Source organism: Lentzea jiangxiensis, from assembly GCF_900104175.1.
Lineage (GTDB): Bacteria > Actinomycetota > Actinomycetes > Mycobacteriales > Pseudonocardiaceae > Lentzea > Lentzea jiangxiensis.
The window spans coordinates 162,919-186,478 of the sequence record NZ_FNIX01000005.1 but is presented as its reverse complement, the minus strand read 5'-3'; the positions used below and the strand labels follow the sequence as shown (position 1 = coordinate 186,478).

Below are 23,560 nucleotides of genomic sequence, written 5' to 3'. Positions count from 1 at the left end.
ATTCGAGCCGACTCGTCCGGCCGCAGTGATCGGGTTCGTTGACGCCACGGTTACCGTTCGAGGTGTGAAGCTCTTGGCGACCAGCGATCTGCACGTCTCCTACCAGGAGAACCGCGACGTCGTGGAGGCGATCGCGCCGTCCGCGGAGGGCGACTGGCTGATCATCGCCGGCGACGTCGCCGAGAAGTTCGACTCCATCGAGTGGACGCTGCGCACGCTGCGCCCGCGGTTCGGGCGGGTGATCTGGTCGCCGGGCAACCACGAGCTCTGGACCACCAAGGACGACGCCAACCAGTCCCGCGGCGAGATGCGCTACAAGCAGCTCGTGGAGCTCTGCCGCAGCCTCGACGTGATCACGCCGGAGGACCCGTACGTCACGTTCCCCGGCGAGGGCGGTCCGGTCACTGTCTGTCCACTGTTCCTCGGTTACGACTACTCGTTCAGGCCACAAGGTGCCACGGACGTGAAGTCCGCCCTCGCCATCGCGCACGAGGCGGGAGTGGTGTGCACGGACGAGTACTTCCTGCACCCCGACCCGTACCCGTCCCGCGAGGCGTGGTGCGAGGCGCGGGTGGAGGAGACCGCGGAGAGGCTCGCGCGGATCGACGGCCCGACTGTGCTGATCAACCACTACCCGCTGGTCCGCGACCCCACGTTCGTGCTGCGCTACCCGGAGTTCGCGCTCTGGTGCGGCACGACGCTGACCGCGGACTGGCACCGGCGGTTCAACGCCGTCGAGATGGTCTACGGCCACCTGCACATCCCCCGCACGACGCACTACGACGGCGTGCGCTTCGACGAGGTCTCGCTCGGCTACCCGCGCGAGTGGAAACCGCGCGGCATCACCCGGGTGAAGCTGCACGACGTGCTCAGGGAGTCGTGACCGTGCTGGAACAGCTCCTGCCCCCGCCCATCGCGGCGGTGGAACGCTACGACGACGAGCAGCCGGTCGAGCTCTTCCCCGAGGAGGAACTGCTGATCGCCAACGCCGTGCCCAAGCGCCGGCACGAGTTCGGCACCGCCCGCGCCTGCGCCCGCGAGGCCCTGCGCGACCTCGGTTTCGGGCCCGCCGCGATCCTGCCGGGCCCGAAGCGCGAGCCGCTGTGGCCGGAGGGCGTCGTCGGCAGCCTCACGCACTGCACCGGCTACCGGGCCGCGGCGCTCGCGCGGCGCACCGACTTCCGGGCCATCGGCATCGACGCCGAACCGCACGCCCCCGCGCCGGACGGCGTGCTGGGCGCGATCGCGGTGCCGGCCGAGCTGGAGCGCATGCCGGGCCTGAGGGCGGAGGACCCGAAGATCTGCTGGGACCGCCTGCTGTTCAGCGCCAAGGAGAGCACCTACAAGGCGTGGTTCCCGATCACGAACCGGTGGCTCGGCTTCGAGGACGCCGACATCACGCTGCGCCCGGACGGCACGTTCCACTCGCGCGTCCTGCTGGCCGACACCCCCGTCGCGGGGTTCGACGGCCGCTGGCTCGTGCAGGGCGACGTCCTGGTCACGGCGATCGCGGTGCCTTCCGGGTCGTAGCTCAGGCGAGGGCGGTCAGGGCCAGGACGGCGTCGTGCTCACGGGCACGTTCCCGGCCGTAGATCCTCAGCAGTTCGGGAAAGCGGTAGCGGCCGTCGGCGGACTCCAGCAGGTGGGCGTCGACGAGGCTGTCGACCAGTTCCTCCGCCACGTGCACCGCGACGCCGAGCAGCGGGGCGACCGCCCAGCCGGGGAAGTCCCGCACCTCCAGCAGGCTCAGCAGGCGGAACGTCCGCCGCTGCTCCTCGTCCAGGGCCTCGTAGCCCGACGCCAGGCTCGCGCGCACCGCCAGGTCGTCGACGCGCAGCTCGTCGAGGCGCGTGCCCTCGTCCGCGAGGCGGGCGGCGAGCCTCGCGACCGTCCAGTGCGCGCGGCGGGCCAGCCGCGTCCCCGCGATGCGCAGCGCCAGCGGGAGGTGGCCGCAGCACCGCGCGATCTCGGCGGCCGCATCCGGTTCGGCCGCGACGCGGGCCTCGCCCGCGACCGCCGCGAGCAGCCGCACCGCGTCCCGGGTCCCGAGCACGCCGAGCCGGACCGTGCGCGCCGGCTCGATCAGCGCCGCCCGGCTGGTGATCAGCACCGCTGACCCGGCCGTTCCCGGCAGCAGCGGCCGGACCTGCGCCGCGCTCGCGGCGTCGTCGAGCACGACCAGCACCTGCCGCGCCGCGAGCTGCGACCGGTACACCGCGGCACGGGCCTCGACGTCCTCCGGCACGGCGTCCGGGTGCACCCCGAACGCCGTGAGCAGCTCGGTGAGCACCTCCGCCGGGTCCCGCGGCGCCGGACCGGCACCTCCGAGCCGGACGTAGAGCTGGCCGCCGCCGAAGTGACCGCTGACCTCGTGCGCGACCCTCGTCGCCAACGCCGTCTTGCCCACCCCGGCCGCACCGGTGATGGCGGCGACGGCTCCCGGCCGCGCGAGCAACCCTTCGAGCTCCGCGGACTCCGCCTCCCGCCCGGTGAGGTCCGCGACGTCCGGCGGCAGCTGCATCGGCGACGGGCGCCCGGCCGGCCCTCCCCTGAGGACCTCCTGGTGCAGCTCCCGGATCTGCTCGCACGGCTCCACCCCGAGCGCCTCGACCAGCACAGCGCGCAACGCCCGGTAGGTCTCGAGCGCCTCGGCGCGCCGCCCGGCGCGGTGCTGGGCTAGCACCAGCCGGTGCCACAGGCCCTCCCTCAGCGGGGCCTGCCGCACGAGCGCGGTCAGCTCGGTGATCGCGGCGCCGAAGTGCCCGGCCGCCAGCCGCGCGTCCGCGAAGCTCTCGTGCGCGAGGACGGCCACCTCCTCGAGCCTGGCCGCCTCGTACGCCAGCCAGCCGAAGCACGACACGTCCTCGAGCGGCGAGCCCCGCCACAACGCGAACGCGTCCTCCCAGGCGGCGACGGACCCGGCCGGGTCTCCCGCCTCCAGCAGGCCGCGTGCCCGCGCGGCCGCCTTTTCGAAGCGCACGAAGTCGAGCGCGCCGCTTTCCACGTCGAGGAGATATCCGCCGCTTTCGGTGACTATTCGCCCGGGAAGCCCGATGCCGGCGAGTTGGCGCCGCAACCTGCTCACGTGCGTGTGCACGTTCGCGATCGCCGAAGGGGGCGGGCGTTCACCCCACACCGCGTCGACCACCCTGTCGAGACCGACCGGTCTCCCCGCCTCGACGACGAGCGCGGCCAGCACGGCTCGCGGACGGTGACCTGCGCATCTCAGCCCCTGGCCGGCGTTGGTCACGCGCAACGGCCCCAGAATCCCGAACATCGCCGGAGTACCCAAGTCTCCCCCACCTGGATGCGCAACGGTGCCGGAGCGTAGCAGCGCGGGCACGGCACGGGACCGGGGCCGGGATGCCAAAAGGTGGACAACGCCGTCCCGATTCGCGACGACCGGGAAATGCGCTGCACGCGGCCGTGTAGGGAACGTGTAGGACGAATCCAATAAAGTGCACCGGTATCAGCGGAATCCGCCTCCGCTCGCCGGGGGCGATCACCGTGGAATCGCAGGAGGCGCTCCGCAGGTTCGCCGGAGCCTTCCTCCGGACCGTCGTGCCGGCCTGACCGGCACGATCCCGGTGGGCCGCCGATCGGGGGGCGGCCCACCACCCACGCCGGTGATCCGGAACGTTCCGGATCACCGCACACGAGTGTCGGATTGATCAACCATGGTGCACAGTGGTGAGGTGAACCCTCGACCGACCGCCGGGAGGCCACCATGGGCGAGGACGTCGCGAAGCACGAGTTCACGCGCGAGGACCGCACGCGTTACCGCACCAAGGTGCGGCGGTGCCTCGACGTGTTCGCCAGGATGCTGCGTGAGGCCAGGTTCGACTTCGAGAGGCCGATGACCGGCCTGGAGATCGAGATCAACCTCATCGACGAGCACGGCGACCCCGCGATGAAGAACCACGAGGCCCTCAACGTCATCGACGACCCGGACTTCGTGACCGAGCTCGGCCAGTGGAACATCGAGATCAACGTGGCTCCGCGCCGGCTCGCGGGCGGGGGCATCACGGCGTTCGAGGAGACCGTGCGCCGCAGCCTCAACGACGCCGAGCAGAAGGCGCGCGAGGTCGGCGCGCACATGGTGATCAACGGCATCCTGCCGACGCTGCGCTCGAAGGACATCTCGCCCGACCTGCTGTCGGGCAACCCCCGCTACGCGTTGCTCAACGAGCAGGTCCTGGCCGCGCGCGGCGAGGACCTGCAGATCGCCATCGACGGCGTCGAACGCCTGCACCTCACGTCGAGCTCGATCGTCCCCGAGGCCGCCTGCACGAGCACGCAGCTGCACCTGCAGGTCAGCCCCGAGCAGTTCCCCGCCTACTGGAACGCCGCCCAGGCCATCGCGGGCGTGCAGGTGGCGGTGGGCGCGAACTCGCCGTTCTTCCTCGGCAAGGAGCTGTGGCGGGAGACGCGGATCGCGCTCTTCCAGCAGGCCACGGACACGCGCGGGGACGAGCTCAAGGCGCAGGGCGTGCGGCCGCGGGTGTGGTTCGGCGAGCGGTGGATCAACTCGATCTTCGACCTGTTCGAGGAGAACGTCCGCTACTTCCCCGCGCTGCTGCCCATCACCGACGAGGAGGACCCCCTCGCGGCGCTGGACAAGGGCGACACGCCCTCGTTGAGCGAGCTGAAGCTGCACAACGGCACGATCTACCGCTGGAACCGGCCGGTCTACGACGTCGTGCGCGACCGTCCGCACCTGCGCGTCGAGAACCGGGTGCTGCCCGCGGGGCCGACCGTCGTGGACACCCTCGCGAACGCCGCCCTGTACTTCGGTCTGGTGCGGGCACTGGCCGAGGACGAGCGTCCACTGTGGTCGCAGATGAGCTTCCAGGCGGCCGAGGAGAACTTCAACGCCGCCTCGCGCAACGGCATGGACGCGCAGATGTACTGGCCCGGCGTCGGCACGGTGCCGGTGGTCGAGCTGGTGCTGCGGCGGCTGCTCCCCCTCGCCCACGAGGGTCTGATCCGGTGGGGCGTCGACTCGGCGGAGCGCGACCGCTTGCTGGGCGTCATCGAGCAGCGCTGCCTCAGCGGCGTGAACGGCGCGACGTGGCAGGCTCGCGAGTTCCACCGGCACTACGACCACTCGCACCTGGACCGGGCGGACGCGCTGCGCACGATGTTGAAGACCTATGTGGACCTCATGCACGCCAACGAACCCGTGCACACCTGGCCCCTGACGTGAGGGACGGGTCGCGCACCCGGGCACCGGCCGGCTGCGGACTCGCGGCAGGACGACCGGACCGAGAGGTGATCGAGTTGCCGAGGCCGTTCGTCGTCGGACCCGGGATGTGGCATGCCTGACGCGCTCTTCGCCGACCCGCGGCTGGCCCGGCTCTACGACGCCTTCGACGGGCCGCGCGACGACCTGGACCCGTACCTCGCGATCGCGGCCGAGCTCGGCGCCCGCTCGGTGCTCGACATCGGGTGCGGCACGGGCTGTTTCGGCGTCCTGCTGGCCGACGCCGGGTTCTCGGTCGTCGGCGTCGAACCCGCACTGGCGTCGCTGGAACTCGCCCGCGCCAAGGACTCCCGCGTCACGTGGCTCCACGGCGACGCGACCGGGCTGCCCCCGTTGCGGGCCGACCTCGCGACGATGACGGCGAACGTGGCGCAGGTGTTCCTGGGCGACGACTGGGAAGCGGCGCTGCGAGGCGTGCACGACGCGCTGCGGCCGGGCGGGCACCTGGTGTTCGAGACGCGGCGGCTCGAGGCTCGGGCCTGGGAGGGCTGGGCGGAGACCACGCACCGGGTGGTGGACGGGGTGGCGGAACGGCGCGAGCTGCTCGGCGTGGACCTGCCGTTCGTCTCGTTCCGCCACACCTACCGGTTCCCGGACGGCACGGAGGTCGCCTCGGACTCGACGCTGCGGTTCCGGTCGCGCGCCGAGGTCGAGGACGGCCTGGTGGCGTGCGGGTTCGAGGTCGTGGACGTGCGCGACGCCCCGGACCGGCCGGGGCGTGAGCACGTGTTCGTGGCGCGGAAGGTCAGCGCTGCCCCGGCGCCCACACGACGACCTGGAGAGTCATCCGGCCCTGGACGTCCACGCCGACGACCTTGACCCAGGCGACGTTGCCCTTCTTCGACGTCACGCACACCGCGAACTCGCCTGCCTTCACCTCGTCCCTGTCCCACCACGTCTGAGAGCCGCGCTTGGACTGCGTCGCGCATTCCTGAGCAGTGGGCTGGGTCAGAGGAGCCTTGGCGATGTACCTGCCGCCCGAGGCGTCGAGTTTGAACTGCAAGGTGCAGGTCGAGATGCTCGCGGTCCGGTGATCGGGTTCGAGGTTGTCGATGTCGAGCTTGCCTTCGTTGAGTTCGCCGCAGATCGGACCGCCCATGGTGATGTCGGTCAACTCGTGCAGCACGGTGAAGTTCGACCCGTCCGGCGCCGGCGCGGGAGGAACGACCGAGGAGCCCGGTGCCGCCGGCGTCGCGACGGGAACCGGCACCGTCGACACCATCGTCTGCGTCACCGTGGTCGCGGTGTCGACGACGGTGCCGAGCCTCGTCTTCGGCACGAGCACGGCGATGGTGATCGCGGCGCCCACCGCCAGGACGATCGCGAGCGCCATCCAGAGCCGGATCTTCTTGCGCGACTCCTTGAGCTCGCGGTCGAGGGCGAGCCGCATCAGGGTGTCGGCGGTCTGCGGGTCGCTCTCGCCGCGCACATGACCGACCTGTCGCAGCACGTCGTCGACGTCACCCTGGCGCATGGCCCTGTGGACCTGGTCGAGCCGGTCCGCCAGGTACTGCTCGTTGTCTCCTGCCACGAGGACCAACGGTGCGGCAAAGCGGATAGGCCTGTGGTGCGTTCGCACCAACTGTCCACTATTTGGCAGCAAACCGAAGTGGTCAGCTGACGAGCGCCGGTTGCCTCCAGGCCTGCACGAGCCACGGCAGCACGCGCGGCAGCCGGTCGGCCACGATGTCGTGCAGCACCAGCACGATCCGGCCGGACCGCACGGGCCCGGCGTCGAGCCACACGACGTGCATCAGCACACCCGTCTGGAGGTCGAGCCCCGCCTCCGCCTCCGCGAGGGCGGCGGGGGTGGCGGCGGCGGGGTCGGCGACCTCGTGGTGCGCGAAGCCGGAGCGACACAGTTCGGGGTGCAGTTCCACCAGGGACTCCATGGCGGCGGCCAGACGTCCCACGCCCAGCCCTGCCCGAACCTGCACCGTCATGGCTCTCACATTAGGAGAGCCTAACCTAGGTTCCACCTCGGGTCGCGCCCACTGAGGCCCAGGACACGGTCCAGCAGCGGAGAATTCGGGTCCACCTCGACCGCGGGCCCGAAGAGCGAGCTGTCGCGGTCGTCCGGGCCGATGGACGACACGAAGCCGTGCACGACCTCCAGCAGGCCTTCCTCGACCTCGAACGGCTGACCGGTGGCCCGCGCGAGGTCCCAGCCGTGCAGCACGACCTCGTCCAGCGCCACGGCGGCCGCGACCTCACCGGGCAGGTCGACACCGCCCGCCGCGGTCATGCCCTCCCACGCCGCCGGCACCTGCCAGGCCCTGGCCAGCTCGCCGAGCCGCTGGGGGATCGACTCGCGGAAGTCGAGCGGCAGCCGTGCCGCGTCACCGGAAGCCGCGCCCCGCAACGGGGTCTTCCTCGCCGCCAGCGTGAACGCGACCGCCAGGCCGTTCACGTGGTCGAGCAGGTCCCCGACCGTGTAGTCGGGACAGGGGGTCGGCGCCTTCAGGTCGCCGTCGGTCACGTTGCGCACCACCTCGGCCAGCTGATCGGCCGCAGGAGTCAGGTCGAACATCAGTACCCGTCACCTCCCCAGAACTGTTCCTCGAGTGAGTCCGCGGTTCCGGCGAGCAGCTGCAACGGGTCGGTGAACTCGTGGATGTCGAGGTCGGCCAGCGGCAGCGAGTGCCGGACCACGACGTGCTCCCCCATGATCGCGAGACCGCAGGCGACCGTGGAGTTGCCCACCTCCTCCAGCACCGTGCGCAGGTCCACCTGCGAGGCCAGCCCGCACGGGGAGGCGATCTGCACCCACTCGTGCATCTTGTCGAGCACTTCCCGGACGATGATCACGACCTGCGTGCGGTCGTCCTCGTCCTCTTCCACGTCCCCGAAGGTGAAGAGGATCCTCAGCTCCTCACCGTCGTCGTGGACGACGTCGTACGTGGCGCGGACGTAGTCCGCGAGGTCTCCCCAACTCGCCATTCCGCAACCCTACTGGCCGCGATCGCCCACAGCCCGACGACGAGCACAGCGCCGACCTCGGCGACGAGCAAGATCCTCTCGATGTAGCCCAATGGGAACACGCGCCACCACCGAACGTCCGAGACCACGCTTAGCGCAATGGCGTAGAGCAGCGGCATGAATGCGACGATGCTCAACAAACCGGACGCCATCGTCCACCTGGCGTGTCGCCCCCACATGTTGTCCTTCAGCCACGGCCTCGCCAGCGCGATGATCGCGATCGGCAGGCTGACGAACGCGAGCATGCTGCCGAACCGGTGGATGCTGCCGCTGACCTCGTTGGTGCCCATCGCCCAGTTCGTCTTGGGGAACACCACGACCAGGAACAGGCCCACGGACCACAGGGTCAACGCGATCGCCCCCGTCGACCGCCACCTCGTCAGGCCCTTGTGCACGAGCGCGTGGAGGATCGCGAGCGACCCGGCCGCCAGCAGCACCACCGCGACGTCGAAGACCGGCCGGTGGTCACCCAGCGCGTACTCGCTGATCGTGCGCCGCAGCGGCCCGACGGTCAGGTCCAGCAGACCGACCATGGTCACGGTCACGACGACGGCGAGCGAACCGCCGGTGGCGGCGAGACGAGGTATCAGCACACATCGGACAACGCCCCGGCCGCTGCGCGGGGTTCCTGGATTCAGGAACCCGACAGCTTCCGCCCCGGCTCGCGGCAGCTCTGCGCGAGGACGCTGCCGCACGTGATGTTGACCTGCGATCCCGTGATCGTGCGCCCTAGTCCGAGGCCGTGAACACCGCGGCCCTGCCCACGTCCAGCAGCGTCGCCGCCCGTCCGAGCACCGTCTGCTCGACCAGGTCCGGTTCCACCCGGTCGCGGAGCTCCGCCGGGATCGACTCGGGGATGCCGCCGGTCTGCAACGTCACCGCCCGGACCCCGTGCGGCCCCAGCTCCGCCGCGAGCTGCCGGCGCAGGGACTCGACCGCGTCGAACGCCGGCCTTCACTCGAGCGGCACGGCTCAGCGGAGCGCGACCGCCGCCTCGGCGGCCACGGCCTCCGCCACCGCGTTCAGCGCCGGCGAGTCGAGCTTCCACTGCTGCCAGTACAGCGGCACGGAGATCGTGCGTCCCGGCGCCAGGTCCACCAGACCCTCCTGCAGCTGCTGCGGCGGCACCATCCCCCAGCCGAGGCCCGCCACGATCGCCCGCACGTACACCTCGGACGACGGCACGTGGTGGCGGTGCTCGGAGGCGCCGCGGCCGCGGGTCAGGGTGCGCACGAAGCGGTCCTGCAGGTCGTCGTTGCGGTCGAACACCACGACCGGGGCGGTGGGCAGCCACGACCTCAGCGGGCCGTCGCGGTGTCCGTCCAGGAAGGACTGCGAAGCCATCGCCGCGTAGCGGATGTCGCCGAGCTTGCGCACCGAGCAGCCCGCCACGGGTTCGCGCGAGGACGTCACCGCGGCCATCACCACGCCCTGCCGCAGCAGCGCGGTCGTGTGGTCCTGGTCCTCGCGGTGGAGGTCGAACGAGATCCTCAGGTCGAGCGGAACCCGTTGCAGGGCGGGCAGGAACCACGTGGCGAGCGAGTCGGCGTTGACCGCGATCGGCACGCGCACCACGGCGTCCTCGCCGAGCGCCGCCCCGAGGTCCTGGTCGAGGGCCAGCAGTTGCCGGCCGTAGCGGACCAGCACCTCGCCGGACGGGGTCAGCCGCACCGGGCGCGCCCGCACGAGCAGGACTCGGCCGGTGCGCTGCTCCAGGGCCTTGACGCGTTGCGAGACAGCGGAAGGCGTGATGTGCAGCGCTGCCGCCGCCGCGTCGAACGTGCCCGCGTCGACGACCGCGAGCAGTGTGCGCACCAGGTCGAGGTCCATCACAGCTGCTAATGATAGGTAAGAATCTGTAGCTGGCCTCATCGAGAACGCGTCAATACCGTGAACGGCGTGAAAGACCTGTTCCTCGGCTTCGGCACCATGATGACCCTGATCGTCGCGATCGGCGCGCAGAACGCTTTCGTGCTGCGCCAAGGACTTCGCCGGCACGCGGTGGCGCGGGTCGTCGCCGTGTGCGCCCTCTCGGACGCGATCCTGGTCGCGGTGGGCGTCGCCGGGTTCGGCGCGATCGCGCAAGCGTTCCCGCGGGCGATCACGGTCGCGGCCGTCGTCGGCGGGATTTTCCTGCTGGGATACGGGTTCCTGGCGGCACGGCGGGCGTTCCGACCTTCCGCGCTCAACGCCGGAACCCGGACGAGCGGACGGCCCGTGCTGACGGCGCTGGCGCTGACGTGGCTCAACCCGCACGTCTACCTCGACACGCTGCTGCTGCTCGGCTCCATCGCGGCCGGCCGGTGGCTCTTCGGCGTCGGCGCGGTGACGGCGAGCATCACGTGGTTCGTCGCGCTCGGTTTCGGCGCCCGGCTGCTCAGCCCGCTGTTCGCGCGACCCCGCGCGTGGCGGGTCCTCGACGGCCTGATCGCCGCCGTGATGACCACTCTGGGGGTAACCCTGATCGCCGGGTGGTGACCGGGCGCGACCGGGAGGGCCGCACAGCCATTCCGGTCGCCTCCCCGGAGCTGCCGGCCGGCTGCGACGCGTAGGTGCACTTCAGCGCTGTCGAGGCGGACGGCTTCCGGTTCCGCGTGACGCGCGTCCGCGAATTCCGACCCGGCTCACCCCAGCCGCACGGCCGCGGGCAGCCCGGCCCGGCCCGCCACGGGCCACGCCAGCGGATCGGGCCCGAGCTCGACGAGCTCGGCGACCTGCAGCCGGGACCACGGCGAGATCTCCCGCGTGCCGTCCAGCACGGAGGCGGCGAACTCGGTCCACGGCACCCGCTCCACCGAGTCGACCTCGTCGGGGTTCGGCACCGCGTCGTCGTCGCAGAGCACGCGGAACACCGGGCACATCTCGTTCTCGACGACGCCGTCCATGACCGCGCGGTAGCGGAAGGCCGGGAGCAGCAGTTCGGGGGCAGAGCACCGCAGGCCCAGCTCGTCGCGCAGGCGGCGGAGCACGGCCTGCGCCATGTCCTCCTCCGGCAGCGGGTGGCCGCAGCAGGTGTTCGTCCACAGACCGGGGAACGTCTTCTTGTGCAACGCGCGGCGCGTCAGCAGCGTGTTGCCGGCGGAGTCGAACACGTAGCTGGAAAACGCCAGGTGCAGCGGGGTGTCCGCGTGGTGCACCACTGCCTTGTCCTCGACGCCGATGGCGGAGCCGTCCTCGGCCAGGAGCACTACCTGTTCCACAGTCACGCGCACCACGTAATCACACCCGGACCGGGATCGGGAAACGAGCGTCCGGGTGAACGCTCCAGCGCGGGGATAGCGGGTTCCTAGGTGGCGCAGGTCACTCTGGGGTCATGACATCCCCGTTCGCTCAGGCTCACACCATGTTCCTGGTGCTGGTCAGCCCGGCGGGCCAGTACTCTATCTGGCCCGCGGTGCTGCAGGTGCCGGCAGGCTGGCAGGTCGTCCACGGAGTCGCGTCCAAGCAGTCCTGTGCGGACTACGTGGACGCGCTCCGTGCCGACGTGCCGATGGCCGCCTAACGACAAGCAGCCCCACATAGCTAGAGCAACCTGATGTACCCGTGCGACGAGACAGCGCCGTGCTCGTTGCTGCCCGCGTACGACGCCGTGAAGCCTTGCAGCAGCGTCGACAGGCCGATCAGCAGCGACGCCTGGGCGTCGCAGGTGGCCTTGCCGGACGAGTCGGTCGTCGCGGTGCAGAGCGGGTTGCCCTTCACCGTGCGGAAGACGACCCGCTGACCGGCGATCGGCCCCCCGGTGTGCTTCTCGGTCAGCGTCGCGTTGAGACCGCGGACCGTGAAACCGAGGAGCCGCAACTGCAGCGCGGCGGTGCCGGACACGAGCTTCGACGTGGCGGGCGGCACGAAGCCGATCGCGATGCCCACCGGGCGCCGGCCCACGGCGACGGTGCCGGTGACCGTGTCCGAGGCCGTGTCGATGATCGACACCGTGTTGCTGTTGAAGTTCGTGACGTAGGCGGACGCACCGTCCGGCGTGAGGGCCACGCTGATCGGGCGGTCGCCGACGACGACCTTCCGCAGTTCGGTCATCGTCGTGAGGTCCACGACGGAGACCGTGTCGAACTCGCTGTTCGTTACGTACGCGCGGGTTCCGTTCGGCGTCAACGCGATGCCGTGCGGCGTGAAGCCGACGGCGGCGGTGCCGACGACGGTGCGCGTGGCCACGTCGATGGCGGAGACGCTGTCCGAACCCTTGTTCACCACGTACATCCGCGTGCCGTCCGGCGAGGCGGCGATGGCGGTCGCCGCGTTGCCGACCGGGACGGTGGCGACGACGGAGTTGGACGTGGTGTCGATGACCGAGACCTTGCCCGGCCCGGGGACGTCGTGCGTGACGTAGACGGCGGAACCGTCCTTCGTGACGACGACGCCGTCCGCGTTCGACCCGACCGCGACGGTCGCGGTGACCGCCAGGGTGGCCGTGTCGACCACGGAGACCGTGCCGTCGAGGTAGTTGGTGACGTAGGCGAAGCCGCCACCGGGCGCCACCGCGACGCCCGCCGGGTGGGACCCGACGGGGACGGCCTTGTCGACCGTGTTGGTCGGCGTGTCGATGACCGTCAACGTGTTCTGCACGGAGTTCGTCACGTAGCCGCGGGTGCCGTCGAAGGCGACCGCTGCCATGTACGGCGAGGTGCCACCGCTGTCCGCGATCGTCTCGGACACCGCGTTGGTGGCGGTGTCGATGACCGACACCCCGCCGCCGTTGTTGGCGACGTAACCCAGAACCCGGCCGGCGGGGGCCGCCTCGGCCGGGTTCACCACCACCAGTGCCGCGGTGACGGCAACAGCCGTCACCAGTGGGCGCAACCGCATGTTCAGTGCCTCCTGGCGCACGTCATCCCGACCTTCTCAGGTCATCGCGACCGGCGGAGCGGGCGTTAGCCTCTCCAGGGCCTTCTCGAACCAGTGATCGGCGTACTCGGCGTCGTTGTAGCGCTCGATCTCGACGAAACCGTGCTTCGCGTAGAGGGTGCGTGCTTCCACGAGGTCCTTGCGGGTGTCGAGGCGCAGCACGGTGATGCCGCGTCGCAGGGCTTCGGCCTCCATCGCCGCGAGCAACGCCGACGCGACACCCTTGCCGCGGAACGGCTCGCGCACGAACATCCGCGTCAGCTCACCGACGTCGCCGGTCAGGAACCGCATGCCCAGGCACCCGGCGTCGTCGCCGTCGCGGGACGCCACTAGGAACACCGGCACGTCGTGGTCCTGCTCGTCGCGTTCGTAGGCGTCGATCTCGGCGTCGTTCGCCGGCCGGCCCCAGTAGCGGCTGATCATCTCGGCGTTGTACTCGCGGTTGAGCGGCGAACGCGCGGCGTCGGCGGCCGTCACGGTCCAGGTGGTCATGGGACCATCATCGGAAGCCCGTCCACTGTGATTCAGATCACTGCAACACCGACACCGCGAAAAGCCAACTGGGGGCGTGATGTTCGCGGAGCTGTTCGACGAGCACGCCCACCCCCTGCACCGATATCTGGCGCGGCGGGTCGGTGTCGACGTGGCTGACGACCTCGTCAGCGAGACCTTCCTCGCCGCCATGCGCGGCAAGGAGAGCTACGACCCGGAGAAGGGCAGCGTCGTCGGCTGGCTCTACGGCATCGCCACGAACCTGTTGCGCGGCCACGCCAAGCGCGAGACCCGCCTGCTGCGCACCGCCGAGCGCTACGGCGTCGACCTCGGGGTCGCCGAGTCGCTGGAGCACACGGTCGTGACCCGCATCGTCGCCCGTTCGCACCTGAGGCTGATCGCCGGCGAGCTGAGCAGGATGCAGACCTCGGACCGCGACCTGCTGCTGCTCGTGTCGCTCGCCGGCCTGACCGTGCAGGAGGCCGCGCAGGCCCTCGCGATGAACCCCGCCACCGCCCGGTCCCGCCTGCACCGGCTGCGCACCAAGCTGAAGGAACTGGAGCTCCGCCATGCGTGACCTGCTGGACGACGACCTCGCGGAGCTGTACCCGGTGCGGGGCAGCGACGACGTGCGCCTGGCCCGCCTGCGCGAGCAGCTCTTCGCCGAGAAGGCGCGGCCCCGTTCGCGCAACTGGGCGGGCGTCGCGGCGGCGGTCGTGGCGGTCGTGCTGATCACCGGGCTCGTGGTGTTCCTGCGCCCGGACCGGTCCGCCCCGGACGTCGCCGAGATGCCGACCGCGCCCGCCACGAACCTCGCCGAGGCCGCGGCGTTGCTGGAACGGTCGCAGCCGCGCGGCAAGTACAAGCACATCAAGTACGAGACGTGGGAGACGTTCTCGATCACCGGCCACGGCACGACGACCGCACTGCAGTCGGAGTTCGTCGTCGAGGTCTGGCTGCCGACCGCCAAGGGCCAGCACGTGCAGACCCACCGCAGGCCCACCGGCCGCACGCGTCCGGTGCCCGGCGTCGCGATGGCCGCCGAGTACGACTTCAGCAAGGTCTACACGGGGCCATTGATGTGGGGCACGGTCTGCCCGACGACGCCGTGCCACGAGACGAGCCTGCTGAACCCGTTGAGCCAGAACCCCGCGGAGACGATCGGTTCCGGGTCGTCGGCGTTGCTCTCACCGTTCACCACGAACGAGCGCAAGGCGGTGCTGTACCGCCAGCTCGCCGCGATTCCCGGTGTCCGCTACGACAACGGCATGGTGACCGCGGACGGCAGCAAGGCGTCGTTCACCCTCGACCCGAGCACGGGCGAGGTGACCGGCTACGAGGAACGCCAGGTCGTCGCGGGCAGGGCGCTGCCGGCGGGCACCGTGCTCCAGTCGACCACCGTCACCTACGAGTGGACCGATCAGCGGCCGTCGTAGGAGCGGGGCAGGTACCAGGCCAGGGCGGCGCGCAGCTCGGCGACGTCGCGCTCGCGCCGCCTCCTGGTGCGCTCGTGGGCGACCGGGAACACGCGCACACCGCCGTGGTGCGCGCCGAAGAAGCGGCGTGGCGCCGGGTCCTTCAGCCAGACGACGACCCACGGCCTCTTCTTGTGCGGCACCACGCGCACGCGGGCGAGCTCGTACCACCAGTACTGGTGGAACTTGCCGTTGCGCGTCGTCGCGATGCCCTCGCGGCTGATCTCGATGACGACCTTGCGACGGGCGGCGGCGCTGAAGTACCGCGCCGCGCGCACGATGAGCACGCAGAACGCGGCCAGCGCGAGCAGCTGCGTGGCGCCGTTGGCCCGGGCGGCCGGATCGGCGATCGCGGCGGCGAGCAGCGCCACGGCGAGGTTCAGCCCGCCCCACGCCATCGGCACGAACCGCGACGTCGAGAACGTCGCCGCCGCGGGCGTCATCGGCGCGGGCATCTTCGTGGTCGGCGGCTTGGGCGTGGTGACCTGGGCGAGCATCCGGGTGACCTCGGCGGGCTCCGGGCGCTTGGCCGGGTCGCGGTGCATGCACTTCTGCACCAGCGGCCGCAGCGCCTTGGGCACGCCGTCGATGTCCGGTTCGCCGTGCGCGGCCTTGTAGAGCAGCGTCGCCGTCGGGCCCTCGCCGAACGGGCCCCTGCCCGTCGCGGCGTAGACCAGCACCGCGCCCAGCGCGAAGACGTCGCTCGGGGACGCGACCTCCTGGCCGGTGATCTGCTCGGGCGAGAGGAAGCCCGGTGTGCCGAAGACCATGCCGGTCTCCGTCAGCGCCGTGTGCTCCATCGCGCGCGAGATGCCGAAGTCGATGACACGCGGCCCGTCCGCGCCCAGCAGGACGTTCGACGGCTTGAGGTCGCGGTGGACGAGACCCGCGCGGTGGATGGCGGTGAGCGCCTCGGCCAGTCCCTCGGCGAGTCGTCTCAGGTGGTGCTCGGGCAGCGGGCCGTGGCGTTCGATCGCCTCCTGCAGCGTCGGACCCGGCACGTACTCCGTGGCCATCCACGGCCGCGGCGCGCGCGTGTCGGCGTCCACGACCGCCGCCGTGCCGGCGCTGCCCACCGCGCGGGCCATCTGCACCTCGCGGCGGAACCGCTCGCGGAAGCGCGGGTCGTCGGCCAGCTCGGCGCGGGCGACCTTGACGGCGACCTGCCGCCCGTCGCTGCCTTGTCCCAGGTAGACCGTTCCCATGGCACCACGGCCGAGCCTGCCGAGGAGCAGGTAGTCGCCGATGCGCTGTGGCTGGTCCACCTTCACCGGTTCGAGGGTAGCGGGAAGTCGGGCCGAAACCTCACATCTGAGTAGATCTACGTACGCTAATCACCCATGGGTCGGACAAGGTTGTACCGCGACGGCGAACTCGTCGACTCGAACTTCCCGGTCGAGGAGGTCGCGGACCACCTCCGGGACCCGTCCGCCGTCGTGTGGTTCGACCTGTGCGCCCCGTCGGAGGCCGAGACGGCTCTGCTGCGCGACGAGCTGGGGTTGCACGAGCTCGCCATCGAGGACGCGTTCGCCGAGCGGCAGCGCCCGAAGGTCGACCGCTACCCCACCCACCTCTTCCTCTCCGTCTACGCGGTCCGGTACGAGGAGCACGAGCTCAAGACGTGCGAGGTCGACATCTTCGTGACCCGGAACGCGCTGGTGACGGTGCGCGAGAGCGAGGACTACGACCTCGCCGGCGTGCAGCGCCGCTGGGACGCCGCGCCGACGCTGGCGGGCGCGGGCATCGGGTTCCTGCTGCACGGCCTGCTCGACGACCTGGTGGACGGCCACTACGCCGCCGCGCAGCAGCTCGACGACGCGATCGAGGACCTCGAGGACCGGATCTACGACGAGAAGCCGGACGTGGGCCGCGAGGCGCTGCGGCTGAGGCGCGCCCTGGTCCAGCTGCGGCGTGCCGCGCTGCCGATGCGCGAGGTGCTGGGGTCGCTGCTGCACCGCGAGCACGAGCTCGTCGACGACGTGATGATGCCGTACTACCTCGACGTCAAGGACCACACGCTGTTCATCGCGGAGCTGACCGAGTCGATGCGCGAGCTGGTCACGAACCTGCGCGAGGCCGAGGTCGCCGTGCAGGGCAACCGGCTGAACTCGATCATGAAGAAGGTGACGAGCTGGGCCGCGATCATCGCCGTGCCGACCGCGATCTCCGGGTACTACGGCATGAACGTCCCGTATCCCGGCTTCGAGCAGAGGTGGGGCTTCTGGGTGGCCACGCTGGGTATCTTCGGCCTCTCCTACTTCCTGTACGTGATGTTCAAGCGCCGCGATTGGTTGTGAGCCAGTTTTGAAGATCCACCTGACCCGCCGCGACGAGCTCGCCGTGATCACGATCGACGCGCCGCCGCTCAACCTCTACGCCCTCGACCTCGACGCGGAGTTCCACGAGGCCCTGGACGAGCTGGGCGACGCGCGGGCGTTGCTGGTCAACGCCACGGGCAAGGTCGTGTCGGGCGGCGTCGACGTGTCGCTGTTCGCCGCGCAGGAGTACCGCGAGGAGGCGCAGCGGCTGTTCGACCGCATGCTGCTGCTCCCCCAGCGCCTCGCCGCGCTGCCGATCCCGACCGTCTTCGCGGCGCACGCCCTGTGCCTGACGTGGGCTTTCGAACTGGCGGTGGCGTGCGACCTGCTGCTGGCCGCGGAGTCGGCGCGGTTCGGCCTGGTCGAGAAGGTCGTGGGCCTGACGCCGACGATGGGCGGCACGCAGCGCCTGGCGGCCCGCGCGGGGGTGGCGCGGGCGAAGGAGTTCGTCATGACCGGCGACCTCTACGGCGCCGCGGAGCTGGAGCGCTGGAACGTCGTCAACCGCGTGTTCCCGGACGAGGGCTTCGCGCTGGCCGCCGAGGAGTTCGCACTGGCGCTCGCCGTCGGCCCGACGAAGGCGCATTCCGCGACCAAACAGGTTCTCGCGCACTTCGAGAACGGCGGAGTCCCGGAGGCCGACGCGCACGTCACGACGATCGCGTCGGGGTTGTTCGAAACGGAAGACCTGCCGCGCGCCGTGCACAGCTTCCTCACCGAGGGTCCCGGCCGCGCGACGTTCACCGGTCGCTGATCTCACACATCGGAGAACCGAATACCGCGGTGATGAAACCGTGATCTGCCTGCCCACCCTTCCCGGTCGATTCCGGCCGAACGGGAAGATGATGTTGCGGCGCAACGGGATCAGCTTGACTCCGCACGTCGGCACGTGCAGTGTGCCTACCGTTCAAAGGCCCCGGTGCGAACTCGGTCGCACGAGTTCCACGCGCATTCCGAAACGGCCGACGACACAATCAGCGCGTTCACGGTCCCCGTCGTGAACGCGCGTGGAGGTGGATCCAGCCGTGAAACTGAGAGTGGCCGTGCTGCTGACCGGTGGTGTCGTCGTGCTGGCCGCCTGCTCCCCGACCGAGGCGGCCCAACCGGCACCGATCGCGGGCGGCACCAGCGCCACCTCGACCGGCACGACCAGCAGTTCCCCCGCCCCGAGCAGCAACTCGCCGGCTCCCGGTTCCTCGGTGGCGTCCGCCACGAACGGCCCCGTGAAGCCCCCGGCGAACCCCGGCACCCCCGTGCCGACCGGCACCCCGGGCTGGAAGCTCACCCGGGCCAACACCGGCCTGGCCGCCCACGGCCTGAAATGCGACTCCCTGCCCCTCTACACGGGCCCCGCCGCCCCGCCCGCGGGCACCGTGATCTCCGGCAAGCGGGTCGAACAGGCCCTGGTCCTCTTCGCGGGCGACATCACCGTCGAGAAGTCCTGCATCCGCCCCACCCGCCTGGGCGAGACCGCACCCCTCATCACCACGAATGGCCCCTGCGGCAGCAACTCGTGCCAGGTGACCGGTGCCCCGGTCACCATCCGCGACTCGGACATCGACGGCTCGGCCCTCCCTGCCAAGACCATCGCGGCCTCCTGCGCGTTCCTGGGAGTCGGCACGCTGCAACGCAACCACATCAGCGGCATGGGCTCCGGCATCTGCTTCTACAACACCGGCCACTCCCTGAACGCCCTGGCCGAAGGCAACTACGTCCGAGGCCTCCGCTCGGAGGGCGAGTCCCACAACGACGGCGCCACCGTCCGCGACTTCCCGCTGGACAAGAACCCGGGCCGCACCCTGGCGTTCCGCAACAACCGCATCGACTGCTCCACCGGCAACGACACCGGCGCGCTGTTCATCCAGACCTACGGCAACGACATCGACAACGTCACCGTGGAAGGCAACCTGCTCGAGGGCGGCGGCTACCAACTGGGCCTCGAGTCGGGCTTCGGCAACAGCTACGGCCGCAACATGAAGTCCATCAACAACCGCTTCACCGGCACGGGCTGGGGCGCGGCCTACGTGAGCCAGAACGGCACCGCCCACAAGTGGGCGGTGTGGCAGGAGAACCACCTGCACGACCCGAACGCTCCGGACGCCAAGGGGAAGCCGGCGGCCACCCCCTGACGGCCGGCCTCCCGCAGTCTCACCCGTTGTCCCGGGACCTCGACCACCGGGAACTGAGCGAGTCCCAAATGGCCTGGTACTGCTCGAACATCTCCCGCACCCGTTCGGCGTCCACCTCTCCTGTGGGCGTGGACGCGATGTAGTACGAAAGATCATCCTCGAGCCGGTGGAACCGGTGGGACGCGTCCTCCATCAACACCCACAAAGACCGCCAAGCGAAGAACGGCTCCAAGGCGGACACCACGGTCACCACCGCGACGAGCGCGAACGCCGTCCCGGTCCACGGGTCCAGGTTCTGCAGTCCGAGGATGATCGTCGACACCGCCGAAAGCACCAAAGTGGTCAGTCGGACAGTTACGGACTTCCACCGGAACCGGTGCTTGCGCGAACGGGCGTACTCGTGCCCGCGGGTGATCTGTCCAAGAAGGTGGTTGGCGAGTTCCAGCGGCTTCAGGCCGGACGGCAAGTCGGTCACGCGCCGCACAATAGTTTCCGGGTAGCTTTCCCGCGTGCAGTTCGATGGACCGAGAACCTTGCTGGCCGTCCACGCCCACCCCGACGACGAGTCGCGGTCGACGGGAGGCGTCCTGGCCTTCTACGCCCAGCAGGGCGTTCGCGTCGTCCTCGTCATGTGCACCAGCGGTGAGCTGGGTGACATGCCCGGCGGGATCAAGCCGGGCGATCTCGACCACCACCCGCAGGCGGTGGCGACCAGGCGCAGGGCGCAGCTGTTCGCGGCGTGCGACGTGCTCGGCGTCACGGATCTGGAACTGTTGGGGTACCACGACTCCGGGGAGACCGGGCAGGTGCCGCCGGGGGCGTTCTGCTCCATCCCCGTCGAGACGGCGGCGGGGCGGGTCGCCGCGCTCATCGAGCACTACCGGCCGCAGGTGGTCGTCACGCACGACCACCACAACCCGCACCAGCACCGCGACCACGTGCACGCGGCTCGGGTGGCCCACCTCGCGGCCAAGGAAACGGGCATTCCGGCCAAGCTGTACCTCGAGGCGCACGAAAGCCTGGCCACGACGACGATCGACACGTCGTCGGTGGCGGAGCTCAAGCGCAAGGCGATGTACTGCTACGAGAGCCAGTCGCTCATCGGGAAGCTGACGGCGCGGCAGCGGTCCTCGACCGAGTCCTACATCCGCGCGATCGACACGACGAACGCTCCCCTGCCGGAGACGGACCTCTTCGCCGGCATCAGGCACCACGGACCGGATCTGCCGCGGTGGTGACGAGCCGCAGGACGTGGCCTGCGACCACGCGGCAACGGGACGTCCGGCAGCCGGGACCTGGACCGCACGAACGCCCCGCTACCGGGGCGGAACTGCTCGCCGGGCCGCCACAGTCCTAAACGGACACTCGACGGCCGAGCGAGGTGCACCGGAAGCCCGCGCGTCCGAGGACGTCCGGGTCCAGGATGTTGCGGGTGTCGACGACGACGGGCTGCTTCACGGCCTCGGCCAGCCGCGCCCAGTCCAGCGAGCGGAACTCCGGCCACTCGGTCAGCACGACGAGTGCGTCGACGTCCTTCGCGGCCTGGTACGGATCGTCCACAACGGACACCGCGCCGAGGTCGGTGCCGCCGGTCAGGGCCGGGTCGTAGCCGACGAGCTCCGCGCCGGCCTGCTTCAGCAGAGCGGCCACGGCCAGGGCGGGCGAGTCGCGCAGGTCGTCCGTGCCCGCCTTGAACGTGAGGCCCAGCAGGCCGAGGCGGACGTGGGACAGCGAGCCGCCGCGCTTGCCGGTGACGGCCAGGCGCACCTTCTCGACCATCCGCTGCCGCTGGCGCTCGTTGGTGTCGATCGTGGCGCGCAGGAGGCGGAACTCGAAGTCGGCGGCGTCCGCGACCTGGAGCATGGCGTGCGTGTCCTTGGGCAGGCAGGAACCGCCCCAGCCGGGACCGGGGTTGAGGAAGGCCTGACCGATGCGCTTGTCGTAGCCCATGCCCTCGGTGACGTCGGTGATGTTCGCACCGAGCCGCTCGCACAGCTCCGCGACCGCGTTGACGTACGAGAGCTTCATCGCGAGGAAGCAGTTGGCCGCGTACTTGACCATCTCGGCGGAGGCGGCGTCGGTCAGCACCGTCGGCGCGCCGAGGCGGGCGTACAGGGCGGCGACGCGCTCGGCGGCGTCCTGCTGGTCGCAGCCGACGACGATGCGGTCCGGGTTCAGGAAGTCGTGCACGGCCGAGCCCTCGCGCAGGAACTCGGGGTTCGAGACGACGGCCACGTCGTCGCGGCGCAGCAGCTCCGCGGTGCGCAGCGAGGTGCCGACGGGCACGGTGGACTTGTTGACGATCACGCAGCCGGACGGCAGCAGGTCCCGCGTCTCGTCCACAACGGACTCGACGGCCTTCAGGTCCGCGATGCCGCCGACGCCCATCGGCGTGGGCACGCAGAGGAAGACGACCTCGGCGTCGGCCACGGCGGCAGAGGCCCCGAGGACGAACGACAGGCGACCGGAGGCCAAACCCTCGGCGACCAGTTCGGCGAGACGCGGTTCGAGGATGTCGACCTCGCCCCGCGACAGGCGCTCGACCTTGCCCGCGTCGACGTCTGCGCACACCACGCGGTGACCGAGCGACGCGAGGCAGGCGCCCGTGGTCAGACCGACGTAGCCGGTGCCGACGACAGCGATCCTTCTGACGAACATCATTCTCCCGTTCGGTTCACGGCGAACGCGCGGAGCGCGGCGTCGTCGCTCACGTCGATCATCTTGTTGCCCCACCGGTCGGTTCCCGCGCCGAGCTCGGGCCTGCCGTCGGGGAACGGGCCGCGCGAGACGAAGCCGGTGAGCCCGTCGAACACCGCCACGTAGTTCTCGGCCTGCGGACGCCAGTCGAGCACCGCCTCGCAGCGGCGGCGCCCCTCGAAGCCGAGGCGGCCGCGCCGTTCCGCGTCGTCGAGCAGGTCGAGCAGCGCCGTGGTGAACCCCTCCACGTCACCCGGCTCGACCAGCACGGCGCACTCGCCGGCGGACACCACGGTCTCCCGCAGCCGGTACGTGACGACCGGCAGCGCGTAGGCCATGTACTCCATGGTCTTGTTCATAGTGGACACGTCGTTCAAAGGCGACAACGGATCCGGGCCCAGTCCGGCCGACGACGTGGACAGGTAGCGGGTGATCTGTTCGGGCCCGACCCGTCCGGTGAACTCGACGTAGGGATCGAGCTCCCAGGCCGTGGCCTGCTTCTTCAGGTCCTCGAGGCAGTCGCCGAAGCCCAGCAGCGCGAAGCGGACGTCGGTCCGGCCGTGGTCGAAAACCACCCTCCGCGCAACCTCCAGGACACCGTCGACGCCGTCCTGCGGTCCCATGATTCCCAGATACGCCACCAAGTGTTTGCCGCCGCGTCGCAGTTCGTCCACGCCCTCGACAGGCCGCATCACGGTGGTGTCGGGACCGGAGCGCACGACGGTGGTGTGCTCGGGCGGCACGGAGCCGCGCGTCCACGCGATCTCCTGGTACGAGGTGTTGGTCGACGTCACCCTGTCGGCCGTGCGGAACGTCCTGCGCTCCAGCCACTTCAAGATCCGGTACTGCAGCTTGCCCGCGATCCCCCGGGGCTCGCCGAAGCGGGAGAGGAACACCTCGGGGTTGAGGTCGTGGTGGTCGAAGACGAACTTCACGCCACCGAGCCGCCAGAGCAGCGCCAGCGCCCAGTAGGTGTCCGGCGGGTTGCAGGCCTGCATGACGTCGAACCGCCTGCGGGCGCGGACCTTCACACTCAGCAACGCCGTGCGCACCCAGCAGTACAGGAACTCCCACGCGTAGCCCAGCGCGCCCTCGGCCTGGGGCGGCGGAGCGTACTTGTGGAGGTGCACTCCGTCGAGGAGCTGGTAGGCGGGATCACCCGGCCCCTTCGGGCAGATCACCGAAACCTCGTACCCGGCGTCGGTCAGGGCACGGCACTCCAGCCACACCCGGCGGTCCAGAGGCACGGGGAGGTTCTGCACGATGATCAACACGTGCGGCGATGACGTCACGTTCTGGTTCTCGTTCCGGAGGGCGAAACGGTTACAGCTCCCGCGACTCTCGTAACGG

Annotated in this window: 27 protein-coding genes; 12 read left to right on the top strand and 15 right to left on the bottom strand. The window is 70.6% G+C overall.

The features are described 5' to 3' along the window. Positions 1-64 precede the first annotated feature (64 nt). Positions 65-883: a metallophosphoesterase family protein gene (locus tag BLQ91_RS17615; protein WP_245733573.1), complete on the top strand. Its 819-nt coding sequence runs from the start codon at positions 65-67 to the stop codon at positions 881-883. Then, a complete protein-coding gene (locus BLQ91_RS17610; protein WP_342670646.1) occupies positions 880-1,530 on the top strand; it encodes a 4'-phosphopantetheinyl transferase family protein in 651 nt (216 codons plus the stop codon). The genes BLQ91_RS17615 and BLQ91_RS17610 overlap by 4 nt, the downstream gene beginning before the upstream one ends. 1 nt (position 1,531) lies before the next feature. Here the strand turns inward: BLQ91_RS17610 and BLQ91_RS17605 are convergent, their stop codons facing one another. After that, positions 1,532-3,277 (bottom strand): AfsR/SARP family transcriptional regulator, encoded by a 1,746-nt coding sequence (locus BLQ91_RS17605; protein ID WP_090097951.1) that lies wholly within the window; start codon positions 3,275-3,277, stop codon positions 1,532-1,534. A 450-nt stretch (positions 3,278-3,727) separates the two neighbouring features. Here BLQ91_RS17605 and BLQ91_RS17600 point away from each other — a divergent pair, with 450 nt between their 5' ends. Both BLQ91_RS17600 and BLQ91_RS17595 read left to right on the top strand, forming a co-directional pair. Beyond that, positions 3,728-5,206: a glutamate-cysteine ligase family protein gene (locus BLQ91_RS17600; RefSeq protein ID WP_090097950.1), complete on the top strand. Its 1,479-nt coding sequence runs from the start codon at positions 3,728-3,730 to the stop codon at positions 5,204-5,206. A gap of 111 nt (positions 5,207-5,317) precedes the next feature. After that, positions 5,318-6,082 carry a class I SAM-dependent DNA methyltransferase gene (locus BLQ91_RS17595; RefSeq protein ID WP_090097949.1) on the top strand — a complete coding sequence of 255 codons (765 nt, stop codon included), beginning with the start codon at positions 5,318-5,320 and terminating at the stop codon, positions 6,080-6,082. Here BLQ91_RS17595 and BLQ91_RS17590 read toward each other — a convergent pair. The 7 genes from BLQ91_RS17590 to BLQ91_RS17560 form a co-directional block, all read right to left on the bottom strand. Then, on the bottom strand, positions 6,009-6,794 hold the full coding sequence (locus BLQ91_RS17590; protein WP_143022694.1) for a hypothetical protein: 786 nt from the start codon (positions 6,792-6,794) through the stop codon (positions 6,009-6,011). The two genes, BLQ91_RS17595 and BLQ91_RS17590, sit on opposite strands and share 74 nt — an antisense overlap. An 82-nt stretch (positions 6,795-6,876) precedes the next feature. Beyond that, positions 6,877-7,206, bottom strand: a complete 330-nt coding sequence (locus tag BLQ91_RS17585; RefSeq protein WP_143022693.1) for a hypothetical protein — start codon at positions 7,204-7,206, stop codon at positions 6,877-6,879. 20 nt (positions 7,207-7,226) lie between these two features. Then, the gene (locus BLQ91_RS17580) at positions 7,227-7,793 is read right to left on the bottom strand and encodes a TIGR03086 family metal-binding protein (protein ID WP_090097946.1); all 567 of its coding nucleotides are present in this window, start codon (positions 7,791-7,793) and stop codon (positions 7,227-7,229) included. Further along, positions 7,793-8,203, bottom strand: a complete 411-nt coding sequence (locus BLQ91_RS17575; protein WP_090097945.1) for a type III secretion system chaperone family protein — start codon at positions 8,201-8,203, stop codon at positions 7,793-7,795. The genes BLQ91_RS17580 and BLQ91_RS17575 overlap by 1 nt, the downstream gene beginning before the upstream one ends. Next, positions 8,128-8,835 (bottom strand): DUF998 domain-containing protein, encoded by a 708-nt coding sequence (locus tag BLQ91_RS17570; RefSeq protein WP_245733571.1) that lies wholly within the window; start codon positions 8,833-8,835, stop codon positions 8,128-8,130. The genes BLQ91_RS17575 and BLQ91_RS17570 overlap by 76 nt, the downstream gene beginning before the upstream one ends. A 136-nt stretch (positions 8,836-8,971) precedes the next feature. Continuing rightward, positions 8,972-9,121 carry an SDR family oxidoreductase gene (locus BLQ91_RS17565; protein ID WP_245733570.1) on the bottom strand — a complete coding sequence of 50 codons (150 nt, stop codon included), beginning with the start codon at positions 9,119-9,121 and terminating at the stop codon, positions 8,972-8,974. Between the two features lie 93 nt (positions 9,122-9,214). Further along, entirely contained in the window at positions 9,215-10,072 is an 858-nt protein-coding gene (locus BLQ91_RS17560; protein ID WP_090098216.1) for a LysR family transcriptional regulator ArgP, read from the bottom strand. Between the two features lie 99 nt (positions 10,073-10,171). Between BLQ91_RS17560 and BLQ91_RS17555 the strand changes: the two genes are divergently transcribed. Next, a complete protein-coding gene (locus BLQ91_RS17555) occupies positions 10,172-10,720 on the top strand; it encodes a LysE/ArgO family amino acid transporter (protein WP_090098215.1) in 549 nt (182 codons plus the stop codon). Positions 10,721-10,866: 146 nt separating this feature from the next. Here BLQ91_RS17555 and idi read toward each other — a convergent pair whose 3' ends face one another. Continuing rightward, entirely contained in the window at positions 10,867-11,442 is a 576-nt protein-coding gene (gene idi, locus BLQ91_RS17550; RefSeq protein ID WP_090097944.1) for an isopentenyl-diphosphate Delta-isomerase, read from the bottom strand. A 113-nt stretch (positions 11,443-11,555) separates the two neighbouring features. Between idi and BLQ91_RS17545 the strand changes: the two genes are divergently transcribed. Then, positions 11,556-11,744, top strand: a complete 189-nt coding sequence (locus BLQ91_RS17545; RefSeq protein WP_090097943.1) for an MbtH family protein — start codon at positions 11,556-11,558, stop codon at positions 11,742-11,744. Positions 11,745-11,764: 20 nt separating this feature from the next. Here BLQ91_RS17545 and BLQ91_RS17540 read toward each other — a convergent pair whose 3' ends face one another. Together BLQ91_RS17540 and BLQ91_RS17535 are read right to left on the bottom strand one after the other, a co-directional pair. Continuing rightward, the gene (locus tag BLQ91_RS17540) at positions 11,765-13,081 is read right to left on the bottom strand and encodes a YVTN family beta-propeller repeat protein (protein WP_245733568.1); all 1,317 of its coding nucleotides are present in this window, start codon (positions 13,079-13,081) and stop codon (positions 11,765-11,767) included. 15 nt (positions 13,082-13,096) lie between these two features. After that, positions 13,097-13,591 carry a GNAT family N-acetyltransferase gene (locus BLQ91_RS17535; RefSeq protein WP_090097942.1) on the bottom strand — a complete coding sequence of 165 codons (495 nt, stop codon included), beginning with the start codon at positions 13,589-13,591 and terminating at the stop codon, positions 13,097-13,099. Positions 13,592-13,670: 79 nt separating this feature from the next. Here BLQ91_RS17535 and BLQ91_RS17530 point away from each other — a divergent pair, with 79 nt between their 5' ends. Beyond that, entirely contained in the window at positions 13,671-14,168 is a 498-nt protein-coding gene (locus tag BLQ91_RS17530; RefSeq protein ID WP_143022692.1) for an RNA polymerase sigma factor, read from the top strand. Continuing rightward, complete coding sequence (locus tag BLQ91_RS17525) at positions 14,161-15,027, top strand: hypothetical protein (RefSeq protein WP_090097940.1); 867 nt, start codon at positions 14,161-14,163, stop codon at positions 15,025-15,027. Before BLQ91_RS17530 ends, BLQ91_RS17525 begins: the two co-directional genes overlap by 8 nt. Here the strand turns inward: BLQ91_RS17525 and BLQ91_RS17520 are convergent. Then, the gene (locus tag BLQ91_RS17520; RefSeq protein ID WP_245733567.1) at positions 15,012-16,337 is read right to left on the bottom strand and encodes a serine/threonine-protein kinase; all 1,326 of its coding nucleotides are present in this window, start codon (positions 16,335-16,337) and stop codon (positions 15,012-15,014) included. The genes BLQ91_RS17525 and BLQ91_RS17520 overlap by 16 nt on opposite strands. Positions 16,338-16,406: 69 nt before the next feature. On the opposite strand from BLQ91_RS17520, the gene BLQ91_RS17515 reads away from it, so the two are divergent. From BLQ91_RS17515 to BLQ91_RS17505, 3 genes are all read left to right on the top strand, one after another. After that, positions 16,407-17,363, top strand: coding sequence for a magnesium transporter CorA family protein (locus BLQ91_RS17515; protein WP_090097939.1), 957 nt, complete (start codon positions 16,407-16,409; stop codon positions 17,361-17,363). A 7-nt stretch (positions 17,364-17,370) separates the two neighbouring features. Then, positions 17,371-18,138 carry an enoyl-CoA hydratase/isomerase family protein gene (locus tag BLQ91_RS17510; RefSeq protein ID WP_245733565.1) on the top strand — a complete coding sequence of 256 codons (768 nt, stop codon included), beginning with the start codon at positions 17,371-17,373 and terminating at the stop codon, positions 18,136-18,138. A gap of 271 nt (positions 18,139-18,409) precedes the next feature. After that, complete coding sequence (locus BLQ91_RS17505) at positions 18,410-19,513, top strand: right-handed parallel beta-helix repeat-containing protein (RefSeq protein ID WP_143022691.1); 1,104 nt, start codon at positions 18,410-18,412, stop codon at positions 19,511-19,513. 19 nt (positions 19,514-19,532) lie between these two features. Here BLQ91_RS17505 and BLQ91_RS17500 read toward each other — a convergent pair whose 3' ends face one another. Further along, complete coding sequence (locus BLQ91_RS17500) at positions 19,533-19,988, bottom strand: DUF4231 domain-containing protein (protein ID WP_245733563.1); 456 nt, start codon at positions 19,986-19,988, stop codon at positions 19,533-19,535. Between the two features lie 34 nt (positions 19,989-20,022). Here BLQ91_RS17500 and BLQ91_RS17495 point away from each other — a divergent pair, with 34 nt between their 5' ends. Next, positions 20,023-20,751 (top strand): PIG-L deacetylase family protein, encoded by a 729-nt coding sequence (locus BLQ91_RS17495; protein WP_090097936.1) that lies wholly within the window; start codon positions 20,023-20,025, stop codon positions 20,749-20,751. A 115-nt stretch (positions 20,752-20,866) separates the two neighbouring features. Here the strand turns inward: BLQ91_RS17495 and BLQ91_RS17490 are convergent, their stop codons facing one another. Together BLQ91_RS17490 and BLQ91_RS17485 are read right to left on the bottom strand one after the other, a co-directional pair. Then, positions 20,867-22,171, bottom strand: coding sequence for a UDP-glucose dehydrogenase family protein (locus BLQ91_RS17490; RefSeq protein ID WP_090097935.1), 1,305 nt, complete (start codon positions 22,169-22,171; stop codon positions 20,867-20,869). Further along, entirely contained in the window at positions 22,171-23,502 is a 1,332-nt protein-coding gene (locus BLQ91_RS17485; RefSeq protein ID WP_090097934.1) for a glycosyltransferase family 4 protein, read from the bottom strand. Before BLQ91_RS17485 ends, BLQ91_RS17490 begins: the two co-directional genes overlap by 1 nt. Positions 23,503-23,560: the final 58 nt, after the last annotated feature.

Excerpts from the sequence above, each read along its gene's own strand:
- BLQ91_RS17605 (WP_090097951.1), bottom strand. The coding sequence starts at position 3,277 with ATGTTCGGGATTCTGGGGCCGTTGCGCGTGACCAACGCCGGCCAGGGG.
- BLQ91_RS17600 (WP_090097950.1), top strand. The coding sequence starts at position 3,728 with ATGGGCGAGGACGTCGCGAAGCACGAGTTCACGCGCGAGGACCGCACG.
- BLQ91_RS17595 (WP_090097949.1), top strand. The coding sequence starts at position 5,318 with ATGCCTGACGCGCTCTTCGCCGACCCGCGGCTGGCCCGGCTCTACGAC.
- BLQ91_RS17585 (WP_143022693.1), bottom strand. The coding sequence starts at position 7,206 with ATGACGGTGCAGGTTCGGGCAGGGCTGGGCGTGGGACGTCTGGCCGCC.
- BLQ91_RS17580 (WP_090097946.1), bottom strand. The coding sequence starts at position 7,793 with ATGTTCGACCTGACTCCTGCGGCCGATCAGCTGGCCGAGGTGGTGCGC.
- BLQ91_RS17575 (WP_090097945.1), bottom strand. The coding sequence starts at position 8,203 with ATGGCGAGTTGGGGAGACCTCGCGGACTACGTCCGCGCCACGTACGAC.
- BLQ91_RS17560 (WP_090098216.1), bottom strand. The coding sequence starts at position 10,072 with ATGGACCTCGACCTGGTGCGCACACTGCTCGCGGTCGTCGACGCGGGC.
- BLQ91_RS17555 (WP_090098215.1), top strand. The coding sequence starts at position 10,172 with ATGATGACCCTGATCGTCGCGATCGGCGCGCAGAACGCTTTCGTGCTG.
- BLQ91_RS17545 (WP_090097943.1), top strand. The coding sequence starts at position 11,556 with ATGACATCCCCGTTCGCTCAGGCTCACACCATGTTCCTGGTGCTGGTC.
- BLQ91_RS17535 (WP_090097942.1), bottom strand. The coding sequence starts at position 13,591 with ATGACCACCTGGACCGTGACGGCCGCCGACGCCGCGCGTTCGCCGCTC.
- BLQ91_RS17530 (WP_143022692.1), top strand. The coding sequence starts at position 13,671 with ATGTTCGCGGAGCTGTTCGACGAGCACGCCCACCCCCTGCACCGATAT.
- BLQ91_RS17525 (WP_090097940.1), top strand. The coding sequence starts at position 14,161 with ATGCGTGACCTGCTGGACGACGACCTCGCGGAGCTGTACCCGGTGCGG.
- BLQ91_RS17515 (WP_090097939.1), top strand. The coding sequence starts at position 16,407 with ATGGGTCGGACAAGGTTGTACCGCGACGGCGAACTCGTCGACTCGAAC.
- BLQ91_RS17490 (WP_090097935.1), bottom strand. The coding sequence starts at position 22,171 with ATGTTCGTCAGAAGGATCGCTGTCGTCGGCACCGGCTACGTCGGTCTG.